The sequence below is a fragment of the Enterococcus sp. DIV0682 genome, assembly GCF_051712685.1.
GTDB classification, from domain to species: domain Bacteria; phylum Bacillota; class Bacilli; order Lactobacillales; family Enterococcaceae; genus Enterococcus; species Enterococcus faecalis.
The window spans coordinates 2,666,384-2,686,984 of sequence record NZ_JBIOPK010000001.1; the positions used below are offsets into that span (position 1 = coordinate 2,666,384).

Here is a 20,601-nt window from a genome sequence, read left to right on the forward strand (position 1 = left end):
TTTGTCCTCCTACTTTCTTTTGTCTAGTTTTTGGGCAATGAAGTTCCCAAGCATTTGTAAAATGAAGACCAGTGCAATCATAATCACAATGGCAACATACATAATACCGTATTCATACCGTTGATACCCGACACGAACTGCAAAATCGCCAATCCCGCCGCCACCAACAACACCCATCACCGTGGAATATGAAACCATACTCACTGTCGTGGTTGTGTAAGCAAGGACCAATCCGCTACGTGCTTCCACCAATAAAAAGTGCCAAATGTATTGGACTTTCGAGGTGCCTAACGAATTAGCTAAAAAATAAATTTCTTCTGGAACATCCAACAGCACTTGTTCAACCAAGCGAGCAAAAATCGCGATCGCAACAATACTCAATGGCACAGATGAAGGAATTGGGCCAAACGCCTTTCCTAAAACAGAACGAGTAACTGGAATCAACGCAATCACAAATAATAAATAAGGAAACGAACGAATAACAGTTACAATGAAATTTAAAACCCAGTATAGCCAAGGTTGATGTCCTTTGACTTTCGGATTAGCCAAAAATAGTCCTAAGCCTAAAGGCAAGCCGACAAGCAAACAGATAGCCATCGAAATCGACATCATAATCCCTGTTTCTTTTAAACCGACCAGCATAGATGGCCAATATTCGGCAAAGGTTTCTGAAAAAGTCATGGACGCAAACTCCTTTCCACTTTTTCTAAATAGGAAAGCGGTTCTTCCTCATATTGCTGAGGATTATTCAGAAATTCGCCAATTAACTGACCTTTTTCCATCACTAAGATACGATTACATAAGCGCTTCACGGTTTCTAATTCGTGACTAACAAAGAAAATAGTCGGTCGGAATTCCTGATGCGTCTTATGTAATAGTCGAACGACACTTTCTGTATTTTCTTCATCTAATGAACTCGTTGCCTCGTCACATAATAACCATTTTGGATTACGGCTCAACGCTCGAGCAATAGAGACACGCTGTTTTTCCCCACCAGAAAGCTGAGCAGGATACGCTTCTGCCTTATGGGCCATATCAACAAACGTTAATAAACGCTCAATTTTTTCAGGCTGTTTCTCTTTTAAAAGTTTCAAAGGCAACGCAACATTATCATAAATTTTCAAATTTTCTAACAAATTGTAATGCTGAAACACCATCCCCATTTGTTGTTGCTGCTGGCGAACTTCTTTTTTAGAGAAGGTTTGAACATTTTTGCCATCAATACGAATCTCCCCTTCACTCGGTTGTTCCATTAAATTCAACAAACGTAACAACGTGGACTTGCCAGAGCCACTTTTCCCAACAATCCCAACGATTTCTCCTGGTTGGACAGAAAAGTGAATATTTTTTAACGCGTGTGTCTCTTGATAGACTTTCGACACATTCACTAACTCAATCATGATTACCTCCTAAAGGCCGACAAACAAACTATAACAACTAAAAAAACTGTATAACAATTAAAGTAATTCTGTGAAACGATTTAAAAAAACTATTACGAATTAAAAAATAACACACGTTTCGCAAAACAGCGTTATACCAGAGATGTAACTACTTACATCATCTACTAAAACAGAAAAAAAAGCAACCTTTTTATTTGTGAAAAAAACACTATCTGTTTTTTGTCTGTATTATTTTGTACAAATGAATTAAAAATTTCCTGTTTCTACAGCTATTTCCCCACGCTCCTACTAAAAAAAAGACATTCTCAGAAACGAGGCATCCAAAAAGGGAAAAGCGCTCGTAACGATAATGTCTCTAATAGTTTACTTTTTAAATACAACTGTTTCTTCGACAGTAATTCTTTCAGCCAATGATTGAATCACTGGACAGTTTGGGGAGACAAGCTTCAAACACCGTGTCGCCCGTGCTTGAAAGGCTTCTGGAACAGTCACATAAAAGAGAATCGTTACCTGTTTTAATGGTTGTGCGCGTCTCTCTACTTCTCTTGAATACGTGACTTCTATTTTTTCAAACTCAAAGGGAATGTGCGAATTTTCCAAAACGGATTGATACACGTACCCCCCACAAGCGCCAATTGCCGAAACGAGCATTTGAACTGGCGAATATCCCTCTTCTTTTGCTAACACCCAGCGCGCTGTTTTCGTTTGTAATTCAAATTTTTCCACACCACGAATAATCGTCAAACGTTCTACCATTGCCATCTTCACTCCTTTTTACTCTTTCTTAAAAGATACTACAAAACAGCGCTAAAACAAACATTTCTAACTTCTCAACTTAGCAAGTCCTAAAAAAAACGAAATTCTAACTTGACAAACAACGCAACACCTGATAATATACTTCCGTTCAAATCGTAACCATTACGATTTAGATTTTATAAATCCAAAAAGAAAGGAAGTGCCTTATGGCTAAAAAATCAAAAATTGCTAAAGCAAAAAAACAACAAGCAATGATTGCAAAATATGCGCCTATTCGCCAAGCCTTAAAAGAAGCTGGCGATTATGAAGGTCTTAGCAAATTGCCAAAAGATGCTCATCCAAGTCGCTTAAAACTCCGCGATCAAACAGATGGGCGCCCACGTGGCTACATGCGTAAATTTGGCATGTCTCGGATTCGTTTCCGTGAATTGGCTCACCAAGGCTTGATTCCTGGCGTCAAAAAAGCAAGCTGGTAACTCATTATTTCGATAAAGACAACTAGCGAGGACGGTCGCATTTGGGCTGACCTCGCAGCCCCTTTTATCTTTTATACGCAATTAAAAAAATCAAATTGGAGGACGGTACTATGCGCCAAACCATTACGTTAGCTTGCGCTGAAACTGGCGAGCGCCTTTACTTAACAAGTAAAAACAAACGAAATACACCAGAAAAATTACAGCTGAAAAAATATTCACCAAAATTACGGCGCCGCGCACTTTTCACTGAAGTCAAATAACAGGAGGAAAACTTGATGGGCATTCCAATCACCATTGTTTCTGGCTTTTTAGGCGCAGGAAAAACAACCTTAATTAACCATGCGCTTGCGCAGTCACCGTTTCCTAAAGAAGAAATTATTATTATTGAAAATGAATTTGGTCAAACAGGCGTTGACCACGCATTACTTTTACAAACCACGGAACGAATTATTCAATTAAATAACGGTTGCATGTGCTGCAGCTTACGAGGAGATCTTCTTGCCTCTTTATCAGCAATCTTAGAAGTGTACCAAGAAGAACAACAACCCATTGCCCAAGTCATTTTAGAAACAACGGGCATTGCTGATCCGCAACCAATCATTCAAACAATTTTAACGACCCCGCACATCAAAAATCATTTCTATATAGACAGTCTCTTAACGGTCGTTGATGGGCATCATTGGCAACAACAGCTTCAAGAAGCCGAAGCCATCAAACAACTGGCCTTAGCAGATCGCCTCTTTTTTTCTGTCAAGGAACCAGCAGACAGCACTCAGCTACCAACGTTCCAAGAAACCCTTCGTACCATTAATCCTTTTGCTGATATTTTATCCTTTCAAGCCAACGAGCCTCTTTTGGCTAGTGACTTTTTTCAATTAAATAAGTTTACGGCGACACTTACAGAACACGAAATGACTCATTCCCCGCATGAGCACGCCCACGAGCATCATCACCATACCTTTCACTCCCTTACGTTAACGGCGTCCTCAGCCCTCAACGAACCTCTTTTCACTCGTTGGCTTGATTGGTTAATGTATACACATCAGGAAAAGTTATACCGTTTCAAAGGGATTCTCGCCTTACAGGAGCATGACTTGGCCATTGCCATGCAAGGCGTCAACCAGCAAGTGGCCTTTCAAATGACGAATCAACCCCCTCAAGAAACGACAATTGTTCTGATTGGCAAAGAATTAGAGACAAAAAAAATTCAAGAAACCTTTCAAACCCTCAACAAAATAGCTACTCCGTAAATTATTTTTTACGAAATGGAGGTCCTATATATAATGGAAAAAACTGACTTATCTAGCGCTTATCGTCGACTGAAAAGTCCCAACATCAAAACACGAAAACGCGCACTTAAAATCATTAAAGAACATAAGCGCAATAAACAAAAGAAAATTGCGTAATTCACTAAAGGAGCACACCTATGAAAAAATTTACTCTTCCCCTGTTAGCCGCCTTAGCGCTAATCCTTTTCGGCGCTTGCGGCAAAACAAACACCTCTGATAAAACCGCTGACGGTAAAGAAAAACTATCCATTGTCACGACTTTTTATCCTATGTACGATTTCACTAAAAATATTGTAGGCGATGAAGGAGACGTCAAATTGTTAATCCCTGCTGGTTCTGAACCTCACGATTATGAACCATCCGCCAAAGATATGGCTACCATCCATGATGCGGATGTTTTCGTTTACCACAATGAAAATATGGAATCTTGGGTACCAAAAGCTGCTAAAGGCTGGAAAAAAGGAGCCCCGAACGTCATTAAAGGTACCGAAAACATGGTCTTACTTCCTGGCAGTGACGAAGACGGACACGACCATGACCACGAACATGGCGAAGAAGGCCACCACCATGAATTAGATCCGCATACTTGGGTTTCGCCCCATCGTGCCATCCAAGAAGTTACAAACATCAAAGAACAATTAGTCAAACTTTACCCTAAAAAAGCCAAAACATTTGAAACAAACGCAGAAAAATACTTAACAAAATTAACAGCCTTAGACAAAGAGTTCCAAACAGCTTTGAAAGACGCTAAGCAAAAAAGTTTTGTTACCCAACATGCTGCATTTGGTTATCTTGCCTTAGATTACGGCTTAAAACAAGTGCCAATAGCTGGTTTAACACCTGAACAAGAGCCAACAGCAGGGCGCTTGGCAGAGTTGAAAAAATATGTCACAGACAACCAAATTCGCTATATTTATTTTGAAAAAAATGCCAACGATAAAATTGCTAAAACGTTAGCTGACGAAGCGAATGTTCAATTGGAAGTCCTAAACCCGCTAGAAAGTTTGACACAAAAACAAATGGACAATGGCGAAGATTATCTTTCTGTAATGAAAGAAAACTTAACTGCTTTGAAAAAAACAACAGATACAGCTGGGAAAGAGGTTCAGCCAGAAACCTCTGAAAAAACAGAAAAAACCGTGGCTAACGGCTATTTCAAAGACAGTGAGGTGGCTGAGAGAACACTGACAGATTACGCTGGAAATTGGCAATCCGTCTATCCTTTATTAAAAGATGGCACATTAGACCAAGTCTTCGATTACAAAGCGAAACTGAAAAAAGATAAAACACCAACCGAATACAAAACCTACTATGATGCCGGCTATCAAACCGATGTCGACCACATCAACATCACTGATTCCACCATTGAATTTCTGGTCAATGGCAAACCACAAAAATTCACCTATAAAGCAGCCGGTTATAAAATTTTAAACTATGCAAAAGGCAACCGTGGCGTCCGTTTCCTTTTTGAAACAGACGATGCCAATGCTGGGCGGTTTAAATACGTCCAATTTAGCGACCACAACATCGCACCAACGAAAGCCGCTCATTTCCACATCTTCTTCGGCGGCGATAGCCAAGAAAGTCTGTTCAATGAAATGGACAACTGGCCAACGTATTATCCAAACGACTTAAGCAAACAAGAAATTGCCCAAGAAATGATTGCGCATTAAGCATTCAAAAGAGAGGAGGTAGCATTAGCTAAAATGCTACCTCCTCTCTTTTTTTATTTAGTCAAGCACACCATGTTCTGCTTCAAACGTCGCTAACAACTGGCGCACTTCATCCGTTGATTTTGTATTCATTAATTGTGCTCTTAAATCACTGGCACCTGGAAAGCCTTTGACATAAATTTTGAAGAAGCGATGCAGCCCAACGATGGAGCGAGGCACCAATTCTGCATACTTGTCTTGCAAATCCAATTGTAAACGTAACAAGCCCAGTAATTCTTGTGGCGTATGTGTTTTGGGTTCTTTTTCAAAGGCATAAGGATTTTTAAAAATCCCCCGACCAATCATGATGCCATCTACACCATATTGTTCTGCTAATTCTAGGCCCTTTTGACGATCGGGAATATCCCCATTAATCGTAATTGTCGTTTGCGGTGCGACACGGTCCCGAATAGCCATAATTTGCGGAATGACCTCCCAATGGGCATCCACTTTGCTCATCTCTTTTCGTGTTCGCAAATGAATGGATAGATTCGCAATGTCTTGCTCTAATAAATGCGTGATCCACGCCTCCATTTCCGCCATTTCAGTAAACCCAATGCGTGTTTTGACACTAACAGGTAAGCCACCTGCTTTGGCGGCGTCAATCAATTCAGCCGCAACTTCTGGGCGCAAAATCAGCCCGCTGCCTTTTCCACGCTCAGCCACGTTAGGCACAGGACAGCCCATATTTATATCTAATCCTTGAAAGCCCATCTCCGCTACACCGATACTCATTTCACGGAAAAATTCCGGTTTATCCCCCCAAATATGTGCCACCATTGGCTGTTCATCTTCTGTAAAAACGAGGCGCCCGCGCACACTGTCTTTTCCTTCAGGATGACAATAACTATCTGAATTAGTAAACTCTGTAAAAAACACATCTGGCGCCCCAGCTTCTTTCACGACATGACGAAAGACCACATCAGTGACATCTTCCATTGGTGCTAAAACAAAAAAGGGCTTTGGCAATGTTGCCCAAAAATTCTTGCTCATCTTCATATACTCCGTTTCTGATTTTTTCTTTATTTTCAACGACAACTTGTCGACATATTCTGGTGCGAAACATTGCTATTATACAGGGAAATGCACGAAGAATCAAAAAAGCATACTTAGAAACAAGAAAACTGTCTGAATCTGCTCGCTAGAATGAGTGATTCAGACAGTTTAATCTTTTTACGGCTTAACTACGTAAACCACGCCCTGTTTCTACAAGGTACCAACAAATGCCATATAAAACGACAATAAATAAGATTAAAATGGTCATAGAAATACCAATTGGCACATCTTGAACCCCTAGGAAACCGTAGCGGAACCCAGAAATCATGTAAACAATCGGATTAACTTTTGAGACAGCTTGCCAAAATGGCGGCAACATGGAAATGGCATAGAAAACCCCACCCAAATAGGTTAAAGGCTGTAACACAAAGGTCGGCACAATCGATACATCATCATAGGATTGCGCAAAAATACCATTTAACAAACCAGCTAAAGAAAAAAGAATCGCTGTCATCAATAAAGTCATGATGACCATCAGCCAAGAAACAACGTGCAATGGGACAAAAAATAGAGAAATGATGGTGACTAACGCACCGACCAAAATACTACGACCAACGCCACCAATCACAAATCCCCAAATAATCACATGAGTTGGAACTGGCGCCACGAGAATTTCTTCGATATTTTTCTGGAATTTTTGTGAGAAAAAGGAAGACGAAACATTGGCGTACGAGCTTGTAATGGCTGACATCATAATTAAACCTGGCACGATAAATTCCATATAAGAAAAACCGCCCATGTCGCCAATTCGCCCGCCAATCATTTTCCCAAAAATCACAAAATATAAGGACGTCGTAATCACTGGCGGTACCAGTGTTTGGACCCAAATCCGTAAATAACGGTTGGTTTCCTTCACAGCTAAACTTTTTAAAGCAGTAAAATACAGACTAAACATGTTGATCCTCCCTTTGGTACGTATCCTCGGTAATCTTCAAGAAGAGCTCTTCCAAACGGTTGGACTTATTCCGCATTGACAATACTTTGATTCCTTGTTGACTTAGCTGTTCAAACAAGTGATTGACTCCTTGGTTTCGTTCCACTTCCACCGCTAACGTTAACTCGTCCTCAAATACGCTTTGATAGCCTTCAATAACTGGCGCCTGCGTATAAGGTGCTAAATCAAAAATAAACGTTTCAAATTGTAATTTTGCTAACAAGTGCTTCATGCTGGTGTTTTCAATCAATTCACCAGACTGAATAATCCCAATGTTGCGACACAACATCTCAGCTTCTTCTAAGTAATGGGTCGTCAAAATAATCGTGGTTCCCTGCGCATTTAACTCTTGTAAAAAGGCCCACATTTCACGACGCAATTCAATATCGACACCTGCAGTCGGTTCATCTAAAATCAATAACTTCGGCTCATGCATCAGCGCGCGAGCAATCATCAAGCGACGTTTCATTCCGCCAGAAAGCATCCGAGCCCGTTCGTTCCGTTTTTCCCATAAGTTGGATTGTTTTAAATACTTTTCACTCCGTTTCATGGCTTCTTTACGAGACACCCCATAATAGCCCGCTTGATTGACCACAATCTGCTGGACCGTTTCAAACGGATTGAAGTTAAACTCCTGCGGCACTAACCCAATCTGTTGCTTCGCCCGCACCATCTCCGTATCTAAATCATACCCAAAAATTTTGACTTTCCCCGAAGTCTTATTAACTAACGAGGTCACAATCCCAATCGTCGTTGATTTTCCTGCGCCATTCGGTCCCAAAAGAGCATAAAAATCGCCTTCTTCGACTGTTAAATCAATCCCCCGCAACGCTTCAACACCTGAAGCGTACACTTTGCGTAAATCTTGTATCACAAGAGCATCAGTCATTCGTAACTCTCCTTAATGTATAAATATTCATGAATATTATTGTAACACTTCTCGATAAAAACGGGGGTTATTTTGATTAAATTTCACAGTTTTGCTTAGCTATTTTTCAACAACAAACTAGCCAACGATTAACGTGTTTATTTTGATTCAAAACTGTTTAAACAGTTCCGAGAGCGTTAAAACCCTTTCAAATCAAGGATTTAGAGTTCTCTTTTTTTGGCACAGAACTTGCTTTATATAAAAGTGAGGTGAAAAGAATGAAAAGAAAATTTTTAATTGCTAGTCACGGAAACTTAGCGAAAGGCTTCCAAAGTTCCTTGGATATTCTCGCAGACAAAGGAAAAGAGCTGGCGGTCATCAATGCCTATGTGACTCCTGAGGACTACACGCCAATTATTCAAACGTTTCTTCAGTCCCTTGGCGCAGAAGAACAAGCTATTATTTTAACAGATTTATATGGTGGTAGTGTCAATCAAAAAATTGTTCAAGAAGTCATGACGACAAAACCAGACAATGTTTTTATCATTTCCAATGCCAACTTAGCCATTGCCTTGTCGCTGATTTTCTTAAAAGAAGGCGCAAAGCTAACCAAAGAAGATATTCAAGCAGCAATTGCTGAAGCACAAATTCAATTCGTTGAATTAAACCCATCAAATGAAGAAGAAAACTTTTTTTAGGAGGAAATTAAAATGATTACACAAGTACGAGTAGACGACAGATTAATTCACGGCCAAGTAGCCGTAGTTTGGACCAAAGAATTGAATGCCCCCTTATTAGTTGTAGCGAATGATGAAGCAGCCAAAAACGAAGTAATGCAAATGACGTTAAAAATGGCTGTCCCTAATGGCATGAAACTATTAATTCGCTCAGTCGATGATGCGATTGATGTCTTTAATGATCCTCGTGGTAAAGACAAACGAATTTTTGTAATTGTGAACAGTGTAGCGGATGCTACTAAAATTGCGAAAAACGTGACAGATATTGAAAGTGTGAATGTTGCCAACGCTGGCCGCTTTGATAAATCAGATCCAGCCACCAAAACAATGGTTTTCCCAAGTGTCCAATTAAACCCTGAAGAGTTAGAAGCTGCCAAAGAATTAGCCAGTTTGACTCATGTGGAAAGCTATAACCAAGTCCTACCAACCAACTCAAAATTAAGTCTAAAACAAGCCGTCAATTAAAAGGAGGAAATGAACAATGCTTATGCATGCAACAATGGCAGCCTTAGCTGTATTTATCTGTTTTGCTGGGAATTATTTAACTGGTCAAAGTATGATGGAACGTCCCTTAGTCGTTGGATTAGTCACAGGAATTTTAATGGGCGACATGAAAACAGGGGTTCTAATGGGAGCCTCTCTGGAAGCAATTTTCTTAGGAAATGTTAATATCGGTGGTGTTATCGCAGCGGAACCTGTAACTGCGACTACTTTAGCCACAACGTTTGCAATTATTTCAAATGTCGAACAAAAAGCCGCCATGACGTTAGCCGTACCAATTGGGATGTTAGCCGCTTTCGTGGTGATGTTTTTAAAAAATGTCTTTATGAATATCTTTGCTCCTTCTCTTGACAAAGCAGCACGTGAAGGCAACCAAAAAATGGTTGTAACACTGCATTACGGAACGTGGATCATTTATTATTTAATCATCGCTTCGATTTCATTTATCGGAATTTTAGCAGGAAGCGGGCCAGTAAATCTGTTTGTTGAAAGTATTCCACAAAATTTGATGAACGGCTTAAGCGCAGCTGGCGGACTTTTACCTGCCGTTGGGTTTGCCATGTTAATGAAACTGTTATGGGATAATAAATTAGCCGTCTTTTACATTTTAGGCTTTGTTTTAACCGCGTACCTACAATTACCAGCCGTTGCGGTAGCGGTCATCGGGACAGTAATTTGTGTCGTGAGTGCCCAACGGGATGTAGAATTTCGTGACATTCTAAAAAGAAAACCTGCGGCGTCTTCTGCGGTTGAAGGCAGCGCGAAAGAAATCGAAGAGGAGGACTTTTTCGCATGAAGTTAAAAGAGAATTTATCTAAAGAAGAGAAAAAAATGATGCGCTCTGTTTTCTGGCGTTCTTGGACGATGAACGCTAGCCGGACAGGAGCTACACAATACCACGCAGTGGGTGTCATGTACACTTTACTCCCAGTTATCAATCGTTTTTATAAAACCAAGGAAGAACGGGCCGAGGCATTGGTGCGTCACACCACTTGGTTCAATGCAACCATGCATATCAATAACTTCATCATGGGGCTCGTTGCTTCGATGGAAAAACAAAACAGTGAAGACGAAAATTTTGATGCTAGCTCTATTACAGCGGTTAAAGCCTCACTAATGGGGCCACTTTCAGGCATCGGTGATTCCTTCTTCTGGGGCATCTTGCGTGTCATTGCTGCCGGTATTGGGATTTCATTAGCCAGCACTGGTTCGCCATTAGGGGCGATTGTCTTCTTACTTTTATACAACGTCCCTGCGTTCTTAATTCACTATTATGCGTTGTATAGCGGCTACTCAATCGGTGAAAGTTTTATCCAAAAAATGTACGAATCAGGCGGAATGAAGATACTCACAAAAGTATCGAGTATGCTAGGCTTAATGATGATGGGCAGTATGACTGCTTCAAATGTAAAATTCAAAACGATTCTTGAAGTTTCCGTTAAAGGAAGCGAAGACGTAGTTAAAATCCAAGACTATTTGGATCAACTATTCGTCGGTATCGTACCATTAGCCGTGACATTACTTGCTTTCTGGCTATTACGCAAAAAAGTCAATGTTAACGTAGTGATGTTTGGCATCATGTTCTTAGGCATCTTGCTAGGATTACTAGGCATCTGTTAAAATTGAAACAATAAACATTTAATTATTAAACACTTAGAGCCTGAGACAAAAATCCAAAGTGATTTTTATCTCAGGCTTAAAAGCTGATAAACGGCGGGAACAGAAGCACCCCCTGTCCCGACCTCTCTTTTGGAAGGACGATGAATCATGCGCTTGGAGACCTACCAACACTTAGTTGATATTTTAGAAACCAGCAACACCCCGATGAGCACACAAGAAATTGCCACAAAAATTCAATTAAGCCGCTCGGTAACCAGCTTATACTTAAATAAATTATTGGAAAAAGGTGAAGTCCAACAAACGGGAAAAAAACCCGTTTATTGGCAATTAACCCGTGCAACAACCCCTACGACCGATGTGTTTCGACAATACATCGGTAGCCAAGGCAGCGCCAAAAAAGCCATCGAACAATGCAAAGCCGCTATGTTGTATCCCCCATTGGGTATGCCTTTATTAATCCATGGAGCCAGTGGCGTCGGCAAAAGCTTTTTGGCAAAACTGATTTATGAGTATCTGAAAAATGAACAAATCATTGGCCTGGAAAAATTCTACACCTTTAACTGTGCCGATTACGCCAACAATCCCGAATTGCTATCATCCATTCTCTTCGGCCATACCAAAGGCGCATTCACTGGGGCTGAATCAGAAAAACAAGGACTCTTGGCCCAAGCTAATAATTCCGTACTCTTTTTAGATGAAGTACATCGATTATCCAACGAAAACCAAGAAAAACTCTTTCAGTTTATGGATACAGGAACCTTCCGCCCCATTGGTGAAGAAGGAAAAATGGTGCATTCCAAGGTCCGGCTACTATTTGCGACCACCGAAAACCCGAAAAAAGTCTTATTACCAACCTTTTATCGCCGAATTTCCGTAATCGTCTCACTTCCGAACTTCAAAGAGCGCCCCATTCGAGAACGGATTGCGATTTTGAAAAACTTATTTCACCGAGAAGCGAAACGAATGACCAAAGACATCAACGTGGACGAAGAAATCTTTACGGCATTATTAGCAAATGACGAACCTGGCAACGTGGGAAGTTTATCCAACAAAGTGCAGCTCCTTTGCGCGTCGCAATTACGAAAAACTTTGCCCAATCAACCCGTCGTCATTGGCGATGCGACTCAACCAATGATTACGATTCCTTTAGACAAAGAAGTGTTAGAAGAAAACACACTTTCTTCCGATATTTTCGCAACATTTGAAGCCTTATTTACAAAAGAAAAAACACTGGCCCACTTAAAAACTGAACTGACACAATTCATTAAATATTGTTTAGACGATGAAATAACCTTGGAAAATGATTATTTTTTACAAAACCTAGTCACGGAAGTCCAAACCAAAAACAAACTAATTATTAACCAACCTGAGCAAACTGAAAAACCAATGAAAGATGTTGCTAAATTGCTGAAAATTTTACCGCCAACATTTAACGAAACAGTGCTCCTTCCAGTCCAAACACAGTTAAAAGAACACTATCCGCGAACGGTTTCCCTCGTGAAAAACTTAGTCAGTCCGCTGCCAGAAGAATACCGTTTCTTGACAGAGGTACTCTTATCTGTATTACTCAGCGGAGAAATTTCTGAAACGATTCCTTACCAAGCGCTCCTCGTGGCGCATGGTGAATCGACTGCCACAAGTATTCAAGCCGTTGCCAACAAATTATGTGGTACCTATATTTTCGATGCGATTAACATGCCCTTAACCTCCTCCGTCCGAGATATCGTCGCCGAAGTTAAAGACTGGCTTTCTCAGCGGGACACATCACAAGGCGTCATTATGCTCGTCGATATGGGTTCCCTGACACAACTTTATAAAAGTTTGAAACCGCAAATTCTTGGAGAACTCTTGGTGATCAACAACCTGACCACTGCCTATGCGTTGGAAATTGGTCATCAATTAATGAACGAACAACTTTTCTATGGTATTGCTAAAACCGCTGAAAAAAAATTTAAAACCGATGTACAGTACTTTGAAGGCTTTTCAGTGGAAAAAAATATCATTGTCTCTAGTATTTCAGGTCTGGATATTGCCAAGCAAATCAAACAAATCTGTCAAAAATACCTGTATACTGACATTAAAGTCATTACTCTAAAATACAAAGATTTGGTGAACACGTTAGACATTGCCAACGCCGAAGAAAATTATTTAAAAGAAACCTCGCTCATTTTGACGACGTCCTACTTAGATAATCATACGAATGTTGCTAGCGTGAATCTCTTAGACATGTTAGACGAAGATGCAGGAACCCAGTTGATGGAACCTTTCCAAAACTTGATGCATCCCAATAACATTGATAGCATGATTAACGAGTTTGTTCACTTCTTCTCGAAAGAAGGCTTGTCAGAAAAACTAGAATTTCTAAATCCTGACGTCATTATTAAACAAGTCGAAAACGTTACAAAAAACATTGAAAAACGCTTCGACCTCACACTCAGCGGCAAAATGAAATTTAACTTAATGATGCACAACGCGCTCATGGTAGAGCGGACAATGCTCGGCGTTGAAGACTATGAAATCCCTGCTAACCTCGAGGAACTAACCATTAACCAAAAACCATTTTTCCAAAATGCTAAGAACATTTTCTATACCCTAGAACAGTTTTATCGAATAGAGATTTCCAACTGGGAACTCTATGTGATTTATGAAATTTTGTCTTCTCGGTGAGAGGGGATGGGAAAAGCCACTTTCCAGAGGAAAGTGGCTTTTTTAGTTTGTGTTCTGCGTTAAAAATTCATACATATTAGGTTCTACAGGTGTTTCTAAGGTAAAGTCTAGTTTAACGACGCTTTTTTTCTTACCCTCTTTGTCTTGTTTTTCGACTTGTTGGATAGTTTCTTGAAGAGGGGCTACTTCGCCTAGATAATAGAAATCTGTTTCGTTCTCTTTTTGATTATATTTCCGTTTCACAAATAAATGAAATTTATATTCCCCAGGATTCCGCAAAAGTTGAACTTCTGGCGAGCGTAGATTTCTAGGCGCTTTTGTATACCAATGGAATGTTCGTTCATCAATAAATTCATCCTCATAAGCAATACGTGCAGCTTTAAAATCTTTGCCTTTATCCAAAGTTACAAAAATAGCAAAATGATTATTACTGTTTGTATATCCACCAATACTTTGTTCATTTTGATTAAAGTTCATATTTAATAATCGTAAAACATCTTTACGACGATATTTTTTGTATAAATTTAACGGTTGGGATAAATCATACTCCATAGATTTGTTAATCCCTGTATGGATTACATCTAACATCAAATTGATGAAATAAGAATTCTTTTTAAACTCTCTGAATTTTTCTGTTATTTGTAAACAATTTTCTTTCATCTTAAACATTTGTGATAACAAATAACGTTTTCTAATTGTTGATTCGTAAAAAGATAAATCTAAGACTTTAACAACAGATGCTAGAGTATCTGTCGTATACGTCAGGTTAAACGTATCAAACAGCGCTGTGATTTCCTCTAAAGATAACTGTTCTTTATCTGTCATTAAAAATTCTTCAATAACATAAAGTTCATGCGGGCGAATTCCTGATAGCAATTCTACAGAAACAAATTTTAGTGCACCGTTTTCTTCTTCACTTAATTTAGCTTCTGTTTCCCCAATTCTCTCCAAGAAATTATAGTATGTTTTTTCTTTACCTATAATCAACAATGGATCCACGCCATCTAACACTTGAAAATCATTCAGGTAAGGAACCCTATTCAACCGATTTTTCAACTTAAAATAACTAGCTTTTAGTTCTGACATCGCATCTAATTTAGCTTGATCAATTGATTTAAAGATACGTTCACGAGCAACTTTTTCAAAATTAATTGAAGATAAACCACTGATATACGTCACATCAATTGTATCGCGACGTAAACTATTCTTAGTTTGAGAACTATCTCCAGATAAAGCCATAGGAATCATATAGTTATTTTTATAATTACCAATAAAATCAATTACCGTAACAAATTCTTTTGATGGGTCTTTTCTTAGCCCCCGACCTAATTGCTGAATAAAAATAATACTAGATTGCGTATTTCGCAGCATAATTACTTGATTTACTTTAGGGATATCAATGCCTTCATTAAAAATATCAACCGTGAAGATATAATGAATCTCTCCAGTATCTAAACGCTTAATTTCCTTTTCTCTTTTATCAAAATTATGGTCACCAGATAAATAAACACTCGGAATTCCACGATCGTTAAACATCTCTGCTAACTGCCTTGCTTCGTCTTTACGACTACAAAACACCAAGCCTCGAGGACTATCTCCCGAATAACCATAATAGTTAATTTTTTTTATTAAAAAATCAACTCGTTCTTCCTGTAGCAAACGTTTTAAATCGGTTGTTTCATCAATGATTTCACCATCTTTTTCATAATCAGTTACGCCAAAATAATAAAATGGACAAAGCAGTTCTGCTTCTAAAGCGGCTTGCAAACGTATTTCATACGCTACATTATAATCAAATAGCTCAAAGATATTAAAATTATCTGTTCTTTCAGGTGTAGCCGTCATTCCCAATAAAAACTTGGGATTGAAAAATTCAATGGCTTTAATATAAGATTTCGCTCCAGCTTTATGGACTTCATCAATCAAAATATAGTCAAACGCTTCTTTTCCTAAACGCTCTTGATATTCACTTTTAGATACTGTTTGAATTGTTCCAAATAGATATTTTGCATCAAAATTCTTAGAATTCCCTGATAAAACACCATAATCATCATCTTTTCCACCTAAAATCAATTTGAATGATTCTAATGCTTTCATTAAAATTAGCTCACTATGAACAATAAATAATACACGTTTAGGATTGAATTGCTGCACATCAAATGCTGCTAGATACGTTTTCCCTGTACCAGTCGCCGAAACAATCATTCCCTTGGTTGCGCCCGTTTCTCTAAGCGCTTTTAAACTTCTAAGCGCTTCTTTCTGCATAGAGTTCGGCAAAATATATTGCGTATCTAAACACTCGTTTTCAGAAACATCTTGCACTAACATCTTTCTATTAACAATAGGATGATAATTTTTTTCAAATGCATCGACCCATTCTAGGGTTAGCGACTGTGCCTCATGCCATTCTTGAATGAGATGCTTTTGAATAGAAGAAACCATCTCGCCATTCTCTCTTGAAGTTAATCTAACATTCCACTCATAGTTAAGTTTCAAAGCAGACATTGTTAGGTTCGAACTACCAATAACAAAGCTTTGATAATCCTCCATCTCAAACAAATATCCTTTTGAATGAAAACCTTCTTTTTTAGAAACTCGTACTTCTACATTTGGAATATTCAACAATGCTCGAAATACGTGTGGATCATTAAAATTTAAGTATGTTGATGTTAAAATTTTTCCAGAGATTCCACGCAAAGCCAGATCAGCCAGTTGTGTTTTTATTGCATTTAAGCCACTAGGTGTTATAAATGCAACGGCTATAAAAAAAGTCTTACAGCTTTTCAAATCTTTACTCAATGTATTCAATAAATAATCATGTTTTTTGGGATTGTTAACAATAAATTTAGGTGTAAGTTCGTCACCTAGAGCTTCCTTATTAATAAATGCCTTTTGTAACGCCAATTCTAAATTATCCATTTTGTTCAGTTCCCACACCTTTTTCTACTAATTTTTCCACAGTAGGAATATCAGCAGGCGCCCACTCAAGTTGGTTTAATTCATTTGGTGTTAGCCATTTAATTTGTAGATGTTCTGTCAACTGAGGTTCACCTGATTCTAAATAACAGATAAATGTAGTTAAATTAACGAAACCAAAATCATACTCATATCGACAAAAAGCATACTCTTCCTTGACGATCGTTACTTCTATTTTTAATTCTTCTTGCAATTCACGTTCAAGCGCTTGAACTTTCGTCTCACCATTCTCGATTTTTCCACCAGGAAATTCCCAAAGATTTGCTAATGCACGTTCAGGTCCTCTTTGACAACACAAAACTTTCCCGTTCTCCACTATGATTGCTCCTACTACGTGAATTTCTTTTTTCATATATTTTAACCCTCTAATCTAATTGATTTTGTTAGTTTTATTATATTTAGGATCGCATAAATAAGCTATGGTTGCAATATTAGTGGCGTAAATTTCATTTATTATATTTGTTTTTTGATTTACTATACTTTAATTATTTAATAACTCTTCAGTTTAAACATACTAATCTCTCAAAAAACCGCAACTTACTCCCTCCAAAACGCAAGAGAGAAAAAGTTAATAAAGAAATATCTCCCAAAAACGTATGATGAATTCAAAGAAAAAAGAAATAGCGGCGATCAAAATGAGGAAATCAACTAAAAAGAAATGTATCATCTGCGTAAGTGCGTTATTCGTAATGAGTATACTTGCTGAAATCGGAATCAATTATTCTTTTGGTAAGAAAGATAAACATATTGTCAGTATGTGAATTTTTATATACTGGTTTATGACAGAACACACACTGTCGCTACCATAAAAAAAGACACCTTCCAAAAAATGGAAAGTGTCTTGAAACATTGTAATTGATTCGTAAGCGAACACGTTCGCAACGACTCCAAATAATTAACGTTTTGAGAATTGTGAAGCTTTACGGGCTTTCTTAAGACCTGGTTCGATTGCTCAGATTTTGAATAAAGTTTAGAATCCTTTAATAGCAACGGATACAGAATGATTAATACTTCAAAGTTTCATTGGATTGCAATAAATTTAAAATCAATGGTGTCAACTTTTCAATAAAAAACATGCGAGCCGGAACAGATTACTAATATATGTCTCTCTAACTTGTTCAGATTTTTCAATCACCTCTCGCTAAAATTTGTCTAATAAAATTGGTATAAATATTTTAAATTTTTATTTAATACATGAGACTAAATTTCTAAATAAATACGCCTATTTACTCTGCTTAACTTCATACAATATGAAATCAATTGCTTCGACAATGGATTTAACTTTACACCAAGCTTCTACTAATTCTATACTGTCAGGTATATGGTTTTGAGAATGTATCATAAAATTTAGAATTCGCATTAAAGAGCTATTGTTATTTTTAGATAATGACACTTCAATTAATTCTGCTTGTTCTGCATATATAGGATAATTTTCTTTTATATGTTTACTAATAAAATCTGCATAAATTTGATTCACTGTTTGATTTCTTTTTATACGTTCTTTTGCTATAGACTTCATCTTTCTAGAATCCGTGTAGTCTATGTTTGCAAAATAATCAACATATTCATGTCCGTACACTTCCATAAGAGACCTCAATAAATATTGAGTAGCCAAACGGAAATCTTTATATCTGATCTTATTAATTTCAATTATTAAAGTATTAATTCGAAGGTTATTTTGATAGATATTTGTAAATGGAACCGTATCAATAAGGAGACTTCCACTTCCTATTTTAGAAGGTAACTCTGGTTTTAGAAGAACACTATCTTTTTCTTCATCTGTGCCTTCATTTTCAAGACTCAAGTCGGAATCCTCCTCTACACCTAAAATTGGTATAAGCGGAACACTATCACTTTCTTTTTTCGGACTTTCGGGATATGGAAAAACGATAGGCTGATTTTCTTGTACACTACTGTCAATATATTTTCCCTTTTCTTCTAAACATTTCGTTTTCAAATTTTCTATAATTGGTAATAATATTTGCTCAATTACTTTACGTTTGTTAAATTTACGAGAAATTGAAAACTTCTCAGTTTTAGCCATATAATTCACTTCGTCAATAACGTCACGAATTAGTTTCATTCTTTCTATCGTAAAAGATTCTATTTTGTCTTTTTCTATCCCAATAGCTTCTCTAACTTCTAAGTTATTAAAGAGTCTTTGGATATTAGTATATGCCATCTTTGCTTGAATATCTTCACCAAAAAATTCCTCATATTTATCACTAATAATGTTTGCAATAGAAATACTTACTTTTGGACTAGTCCTAATTAGAAAAGTCTCCTGTTCTCTAGGATTCCATGCTTTTGGCCCCTTACCTTTATCTTCTCCTGAGTGTAAACGTTGCATGATAAAAAAAGCATCTTCTTCATCAGTCACCAAACACTCGACTTGAGACAAATCTATTTTCGAAGGAGCATCTTTTTTCATTTTATTAATACGATCAACTTGATTTTTAGCCAAAAAACTAAATTTTTCAGGATTTAAAATTAACTTTATACAAGCTATACGTCGATTACCTTCATAAACTGTATATTTATCAGTCTTATCTTGTTTCACAACCGTGATAAGACTTGCATTAACCAATCCGTTAGTATAAATATCTTGAGCTAAGTTAATCATGTTCTGATAACCAGCAACATTAAATAATTTTTTTAGAGTATCTAGTTCATTTATACCAATATCATGTCTTGGATTTTCAAAATAATTTTCAATTTTATCAACCTCAATTCTTTCTACTCCCATTTTATACCTCCAGAAAATGTAAATACTCACTATCTTCTATTCTTTCAATCTTTCCTGAAAAGAATAGAAACTCAGCACCTCTTTTTTTCTCTTGCAATGTATAAGATAGAGTAAAACTAATGCTATCAACTTTATTATACATTTTACCAATTTCAGGCGCCAGATCATAAGTGACAATCCATTTTTTATTTTTTAACTCATTTACTATCTTTTGAGATAAAGTATGATGATCTCCAGTACTATAAAAATTAGTATATAACCCCTGCCCCTTTTGATAATACGGAGGATCAAAAAAAGTGAAACTATTTTTTTCATTTTTAATTACATCATCAATAAAATCCAATGCTTCTAAATTATAAATTTCAATTTTATCTCTCATGTCTGCGATTTTCAGTATTTTTTCTTTCAATTTTTCCTTATTAAATCGGCAATCCATAAGATAGTTCCCTGTTTGCTTATATCCACCAATTGGTCCTGCCTTATCAATTATTCCTGATCTATTAGTTCGATTGAGAAACAATGTTGAGAAACCAACTTCAACAATAGAATACTCATAGATATCTTCTCTAATATGTTTTTGTTTATACCATTCCTCTATAGTAATATCCGTCAAATTAATTTTATCAATTAAATCATCGGTGTAGTCAAGTACACTTTTCCAAAAGCAATATATGCTATAATCATAATCATTTATAATTATTCTTTTTACATCCTTATTTAATAGAAGTTCTAGAGCAAGTCCTGAGCCCCCACAAAAAGGCTCAATATAAGTATCAACATTATTAACAGATACTAGTTGTTTTATATATTTATACATTTTATGTTTTCCACCTGGATACCTTAGGGGAGAGGGATTCATTTTA

20 protein-coding genes are annotated in these 20,601 nt (G+C 37.4%); 10 read left to right on the forward strand and 10 right to left on the reverse strand.

Features of this window, described 5'->3' with window-relative positions; genetic code table 11:
* Window positions 1–9 precede the first annotated feature (9 nt).
* From IGK96_RS12900 to IGK96_RS12910, 3 genes are all read right to left on the reverse strand, one after another.
* Window positions 10–681, reverse strand: coding sequence for a methionine ABC transporter permease (locus tag IGK96_RS12900; protein ID WP_002368484.1), 672 nt, complete (start codon window positions 679–681; stop codon window positions 10–12).
* Window positions 678–1,400, reverse strand: a complete 723-nt coding sequence (locus IGK96_RS12905) for a methionine ABC transporter ATP-binding protein (protein WP_002372719.1) — start codon at window positions 1,398–1,400, stop codon at window positions 678–680. Before IGK96_RS12905 ends, IGK96_RS12900 begins: the two co-directional genes overlap by 4 nt.
* Before the next feature lie 363 nt (window positions 1,401–1,763).
* Window positions 1,764–2,162, reverse strand: coding sequence for an OsmC family protein (locus IGK96_RS12910; protein WP_010823297.1), 399 nt, complete (start codon window positions 2,160–2,162; stop codon window positions 1,764–1,766).
* Between the two features lie 200 nt (window positions 2,163–2,362).
* Here IGK96_RS12910 and rpsN point away from each other — a divergent pair, with 200 nt between their 5' ends.
* From rpsN to IGK96_RS12935, 5 genes are all read left to right on the forward strand, one after another.
* Window positions 2,363–2,632, forward strand: coding sequence for a 30S ribosomal protein S14 (rpsN, locus tag IGK96_RS12915; protein ID WP_002354822.1), 270 nt, complete (start codon window positions 2,363–2,365; stop codon window positions 2,630–2,632).
* Window positions 2,633–2,742: 110 nt separating this feature from the next.
* Window positions 2,743–2,892 carry a 50S ribosomal protein L33 gene (gene rpmG / locus IGK96_RS12920; RefSeq protein WP_002354818.1) on the forward strand — a complete coding sequence of 50 codons (150 nt, stop codon included), beginning with the start codon at window positions 2,743–2,745 and terminating at the stop codon, window positions 2,890–2,892.
* A gap of 15 nt (window positions 2,893–2,907) precedes the next feature.
* Entirely contained in the window at window positions 2,908–3,882 is a 975-nt protein-coding gene (locus tag IGK96_RS12925) for a CobW family GTP-binding protein (protein ID WP_002367488.1), read from the forward strand.
* Window positions 3,883–3,915: 33 nt separating this feature from the next.
* Complete coding sequence (locus IGK96_RS12930) at window positions 3,916–4,038, forward strand: putative metal homeostasis protein (RefSeq protein ID WP_002383181.1); 123 nt, start codon at window positions 3,916–3,918, stop codon at window positions 4,036–4,038.
* A 20-nt stretch (window positions 4,039–4,058) separates the two neighbouring features.
* Window positions 4,059–5,594 carry a zinc ABC transporter substrate-binding protein AdcA gene (locus IGK96_RS12935; protein WP_025186887.1) on the forward strand — a complete coding sequence of 512 codons (1,536 nt, stop codon included), beginning with the start codon at window positions 4,059–4,061 and terminating at the stop codon, window positions 5,592–5,594.
* A gap of 57 nt (window positions 5,595–5,651) precedes the next feature.
* Here IGK96_RS12935 and IGK96_RS12940 read toward each other — a convergent pair whose 3' ends face one another.
* From IGK96_RS12940 to IGK96_RS12950, 3 genes are all read right to left on the reverse strand, one after another.
* Window positions 5,652–6,626 carry a tRNA dihydrouridine synthase gene (locus tag IGK96_RS12940; RefSeq protein WP_002413934.1) on the reverse strand — a complete coding sequence of 325 codons (975 nt, stop codon included), beginning with the start codon at window positions 6,624–6,626 and terminating at the stop codon, window positions 5,652–5,654.
* Between the two features lie 187 nt (window positions 6,627–6,813).
* Entirely contained in the window at window positions 6,814–7,584 is a 771-nt protein-coding gene (locus tag IGK96_RS12945) for an ABC transporter permease (RefSeq protein ID WP_002354811.1), read from the reverse strand.
* Complete coding sequence (locus IGK96_RS12950) at window positions 7,577–8,512, reverse strand: ABC transporter ATP-binding protein (RefSeq protein WP_002354809.1); 936 nt, start codon at window positions 8,510–8,512, stop codon at window positions 7,577–7,579. Before IGK96_RS12950 ends, IGK96_RS12945 begins: the two co-directional genes overlap by 8 nt.
* A gap of 257 nt (window positions 8,513–8,769) precedes the next feature.
* Between IGK96_RS12950 and IGK96_RS12955 the strand changes: the two genes are divergently transcribed.
* From IGK96_RS12955 to IGK96_RS12975, 5 genes are all read left to right on the forward strand, one after another.
* On the forward strand, window positions 8,770–9,189 hold the full coding sequence (locus IGK96_RS12955; protein ID WP_002372713.1) for a PTS sugar transporter subunit IIA: 420 nt from the start codon (window positions 8,770–8,772) through the stop codon (window positions 9,187–9,189).
* 12 nt (window positions 9,190–9,201) lie between these two features.
* Window positions 9,202–9,693, forward strand: a complete 492-nt coding sequence (locus IGK96_RS12960; protein WP_002354800.1) for a PTS system mannose/fructose/N-acetylgalactosamine-transporter subunit IIB — start codon at window positions 9,202–9,204, stop codon at window positions 9,691–9,693.
* A 16-nt stretch (window positions 9,694–9,709) separates the two neighbouring features.
* Entirely contained in the window at window positions 9,710–10,525 is an 816-nt protein-coding gene (locus IGK96_RS12965) for a PTS mannose/fructose/sorbose/N-acetylgalactosamine transporter subunit IIC (RefSeq protein WP_002365419.1), read from the forward strand.
* Complete coding sequence (locus IGK96_RS12970; protein ID WP_002360964.1) at window positions 10,522–11,349, forward strand: PTS system mannose/fructose/sorbose family transporter subunit IID; 828 nt, start codon at window positions 10,522–10,524, stop codon at window positions 11,347–11,349. The genes IGK96_RS12965 and IGK96_RS12970 overlap by 4 nt, the downstream gene beginning before the upstream one ends.
* A 147-nt stretch (window positions 11,350–11,496) precedes the next feature.
* On the forward strand, window positions 11,497–14,016 hold the full coding sequence (locus IGK96_RS12975) for a sigma 54-interacting transcriptional regulator (protein WP_033625202.1): 2,520 nt from the start codon (window positions 11,497–11,499) through the stop codon (window positions 14,014–14,016).
* 42 nt (window positions 14,017–14,058) lie between these two features.
* Here IGK96_RS12975 and IGK96_RS12980 read toward each other — a convergent pair whose 3' ends face one another.
* The 4 genes from IGK96_RS12980 to IGK96_RS12995 all read right to left on the reverse strand — a co-directional run bounded on the left by IGK96_RS12980 (window position 14,059) and on the right by IGK96_RS12995 (window position 20,597).
* The gene (locus tag IGK96_RS12980; protein WP_010713690.1) at window positions 14,059–16,935 is read right to left on the reverse strand and encodes a DUF3427 domain-containing protein; all 2,877 of its coding nucleotides are present in this window, start codon (window positions 16,933–16,935) and stop codon (window positions 14,059–14,061) included.
* Window positions 16,928–17,344 carry a (deoxy)nucleoside triphosphate pyrophosphohydrolase gene (locus IGK96_RS12985; RefSeq protein WP_002381045.1) on the reverse strand — a complete coding sequence of 139 codons (417 nt, stop codon included), beginning with the start codon at window positions 17,342–17,344 and terminating at the stop codon, window positions 16,928–16,930. The genes IGK96_RS12980 and IGK96_RS12985 overlap by 8 nt, the downstream gene beginning before the upstream one ends.
* A gap of 870 nt (window positions 17,345–18,214) precedes the next feature.
* The gene (locus IGK96_RS12990; RefSeq protein WP_002408387.1) at window positions 18,215–19,738 is read right to left on the reverse strand and encodes a hypothetical protein; all 1,524 of its coding nucleotides are present in this window, start codon (window positions 19,736–19,738) and stop codon (window positions 18,215–18,217) included.
* Between the two features lies 1 nt (window position 19,739).
* Window positions 19,740–20,597 (reverse strand): DNA adenine methylase, encoded by an 858-nt coding sequence (locus tag IGK96_RS12995; RefSeq protein ID WP_002408388.1) that lies wholly within the window; start codon window positions 20,595–20,597, stop codon window positions 19,740–19,742.
* Window positions 20,598–20,601 lie beyond the last annotated feature (4 nt).

Bases quoted from the DNA above. Each gene is read 5' to 3' on its own strand.
- IGK96_RS12900 (WP_002368484.1), bottom strand. From the start codon at position 681: ATGACTTTTTCAGAAACCTTTGCCGAATATTGGCCATCTATGCTGGTC.
- IGK96_RS12905 (WP_002372719.1), bottom strand. From the start codon at position 1,400: ATGATTGAGTTAGTGAATGTGTCGAAAGTCTATCAAGAGACACACGCG.
- IGK96_RS12910 (WP_010823297.1), bottom strand. From the start codon at position 2,162: ATGGCAATGGTAGAACGTTTGACGATTATTCGTGGTGTGGAAAAATTT.
- rpsN (WP_002354822.1), top strand. From the start codon at position 2,363: ATGGCTAAAAAATCAAAAATTGCTAAAGCAAAAAAACAACAAGCAATG.
- rpmG (WP_002354818.1), top strand. From the start codon at position 2,743: ATGCGCCAAACCATTACGTTAGCTTGCGCTGAAACTGGCGAGCGCCTT.
- IGK96_RS12925 (WP_002367488.1), top strand. From the start codon at position 2,908: ATGGGCATTCCAATCACCATTGTTTCTGGCTTTTTAGGCGCAGGAAAA.
- IGK96_RS12930 (WP_002383181.1), top strand. From the start codon at position 3,916: ATGGAAAAAACTGACTTATCTAGCGCTTATCGTCGACTGAAAAGTCCC.
- IGK96_RS12935 (WP_025186887.1), top strand. From the start codon at position 4,059: ATGAAAAAATTTACTCTTCCCCTGTTAGCCGCCTTAGCGCTAATCCTT.
- IGK96_RS12940 (WP_002413934.1), bottom strand. From the start codon at position 6,626: ATGAGCAAGAATTTTTGGGCAACATTGCCAAAGCCCTTTTTTGTTTTA.
- IGK96_RS12945 (WP_002354811.1), bottom strand. From the start codon at position 7,584: ATGTTTAGTCTGTATTTTACTGCTTTAAAAAGTTTAGCTGTGAAGGAA.
- IGK96_RS12950 (WP_002354809.1), bottom strand. From the start codon at position 8,512: ATGACTGATGCTCTTGTGATACAAGATTTACGCAAAGTGTACGCTTCA.
- IGK96_RS12955 (WP_002372713.1), top strand. From the start codon at position 8,770: ATGAAAAGAAAATTTTTAATTGCTAGTCACGGAAACTTAGCGAAAGGC.
- IGK96_RS12960 (WP_002354800.1), top strand. From the start codon at position 9,202: ATGATTACACAAGTACGAGTAGACGACAGATTAATTCACGGCCAAGTA.
- IGK96_RS12965 (WP_002365419.1), top strand. From the start codon at position 9,710: ATGCTTATGCATGCAACAATGGCAGCCTTAGCTGTATTTATCTGTTTT.
- IGK96_RS12970 (WP_002360964.1), top strand. From the start codon at position 10,522: ATGAAGTTAAAAGAGAATTTATCTAAAGAAGAGAAAAAAATGATGCGC.
- IGK96_RS12975 (WP_033625202.1), top strand. From the start codon at position 11,497: ATGCGCTTGGAGACCTACCAACACTTAGTTGATATTTTAGAAACCAGC.
- IGK96_RS12980 (WP_010713690.1), bottom strand. From the start codon at position 16,935: ATGGATAATTTAGAATTGGCGTTACAAAAGGCATTTATTAATAAGGAA.
- IGK96_RS12985 (WP_002381045.1), bottom strand. From the start codon at position 17,344: ATGAAAAAAGAAATTCACGTAGTAGGAGCAATCATAGTGGAGAACGGG.
- IGK96_RS12990 (WP_002408387.1), bottom strand. From the start codon at position 19,738: ATGGGAGTAGAAAGAATTGAGGTTGATAAAATTGAAAATTATTTTGAA.
- IGK96_RS12995 (WP_002408388.1), bottom strand. From the start codon at position 20,597: ATGAATCCCTCTCCCCTAAGGTATCCAGGTGGAAAACATAAAATGTAT.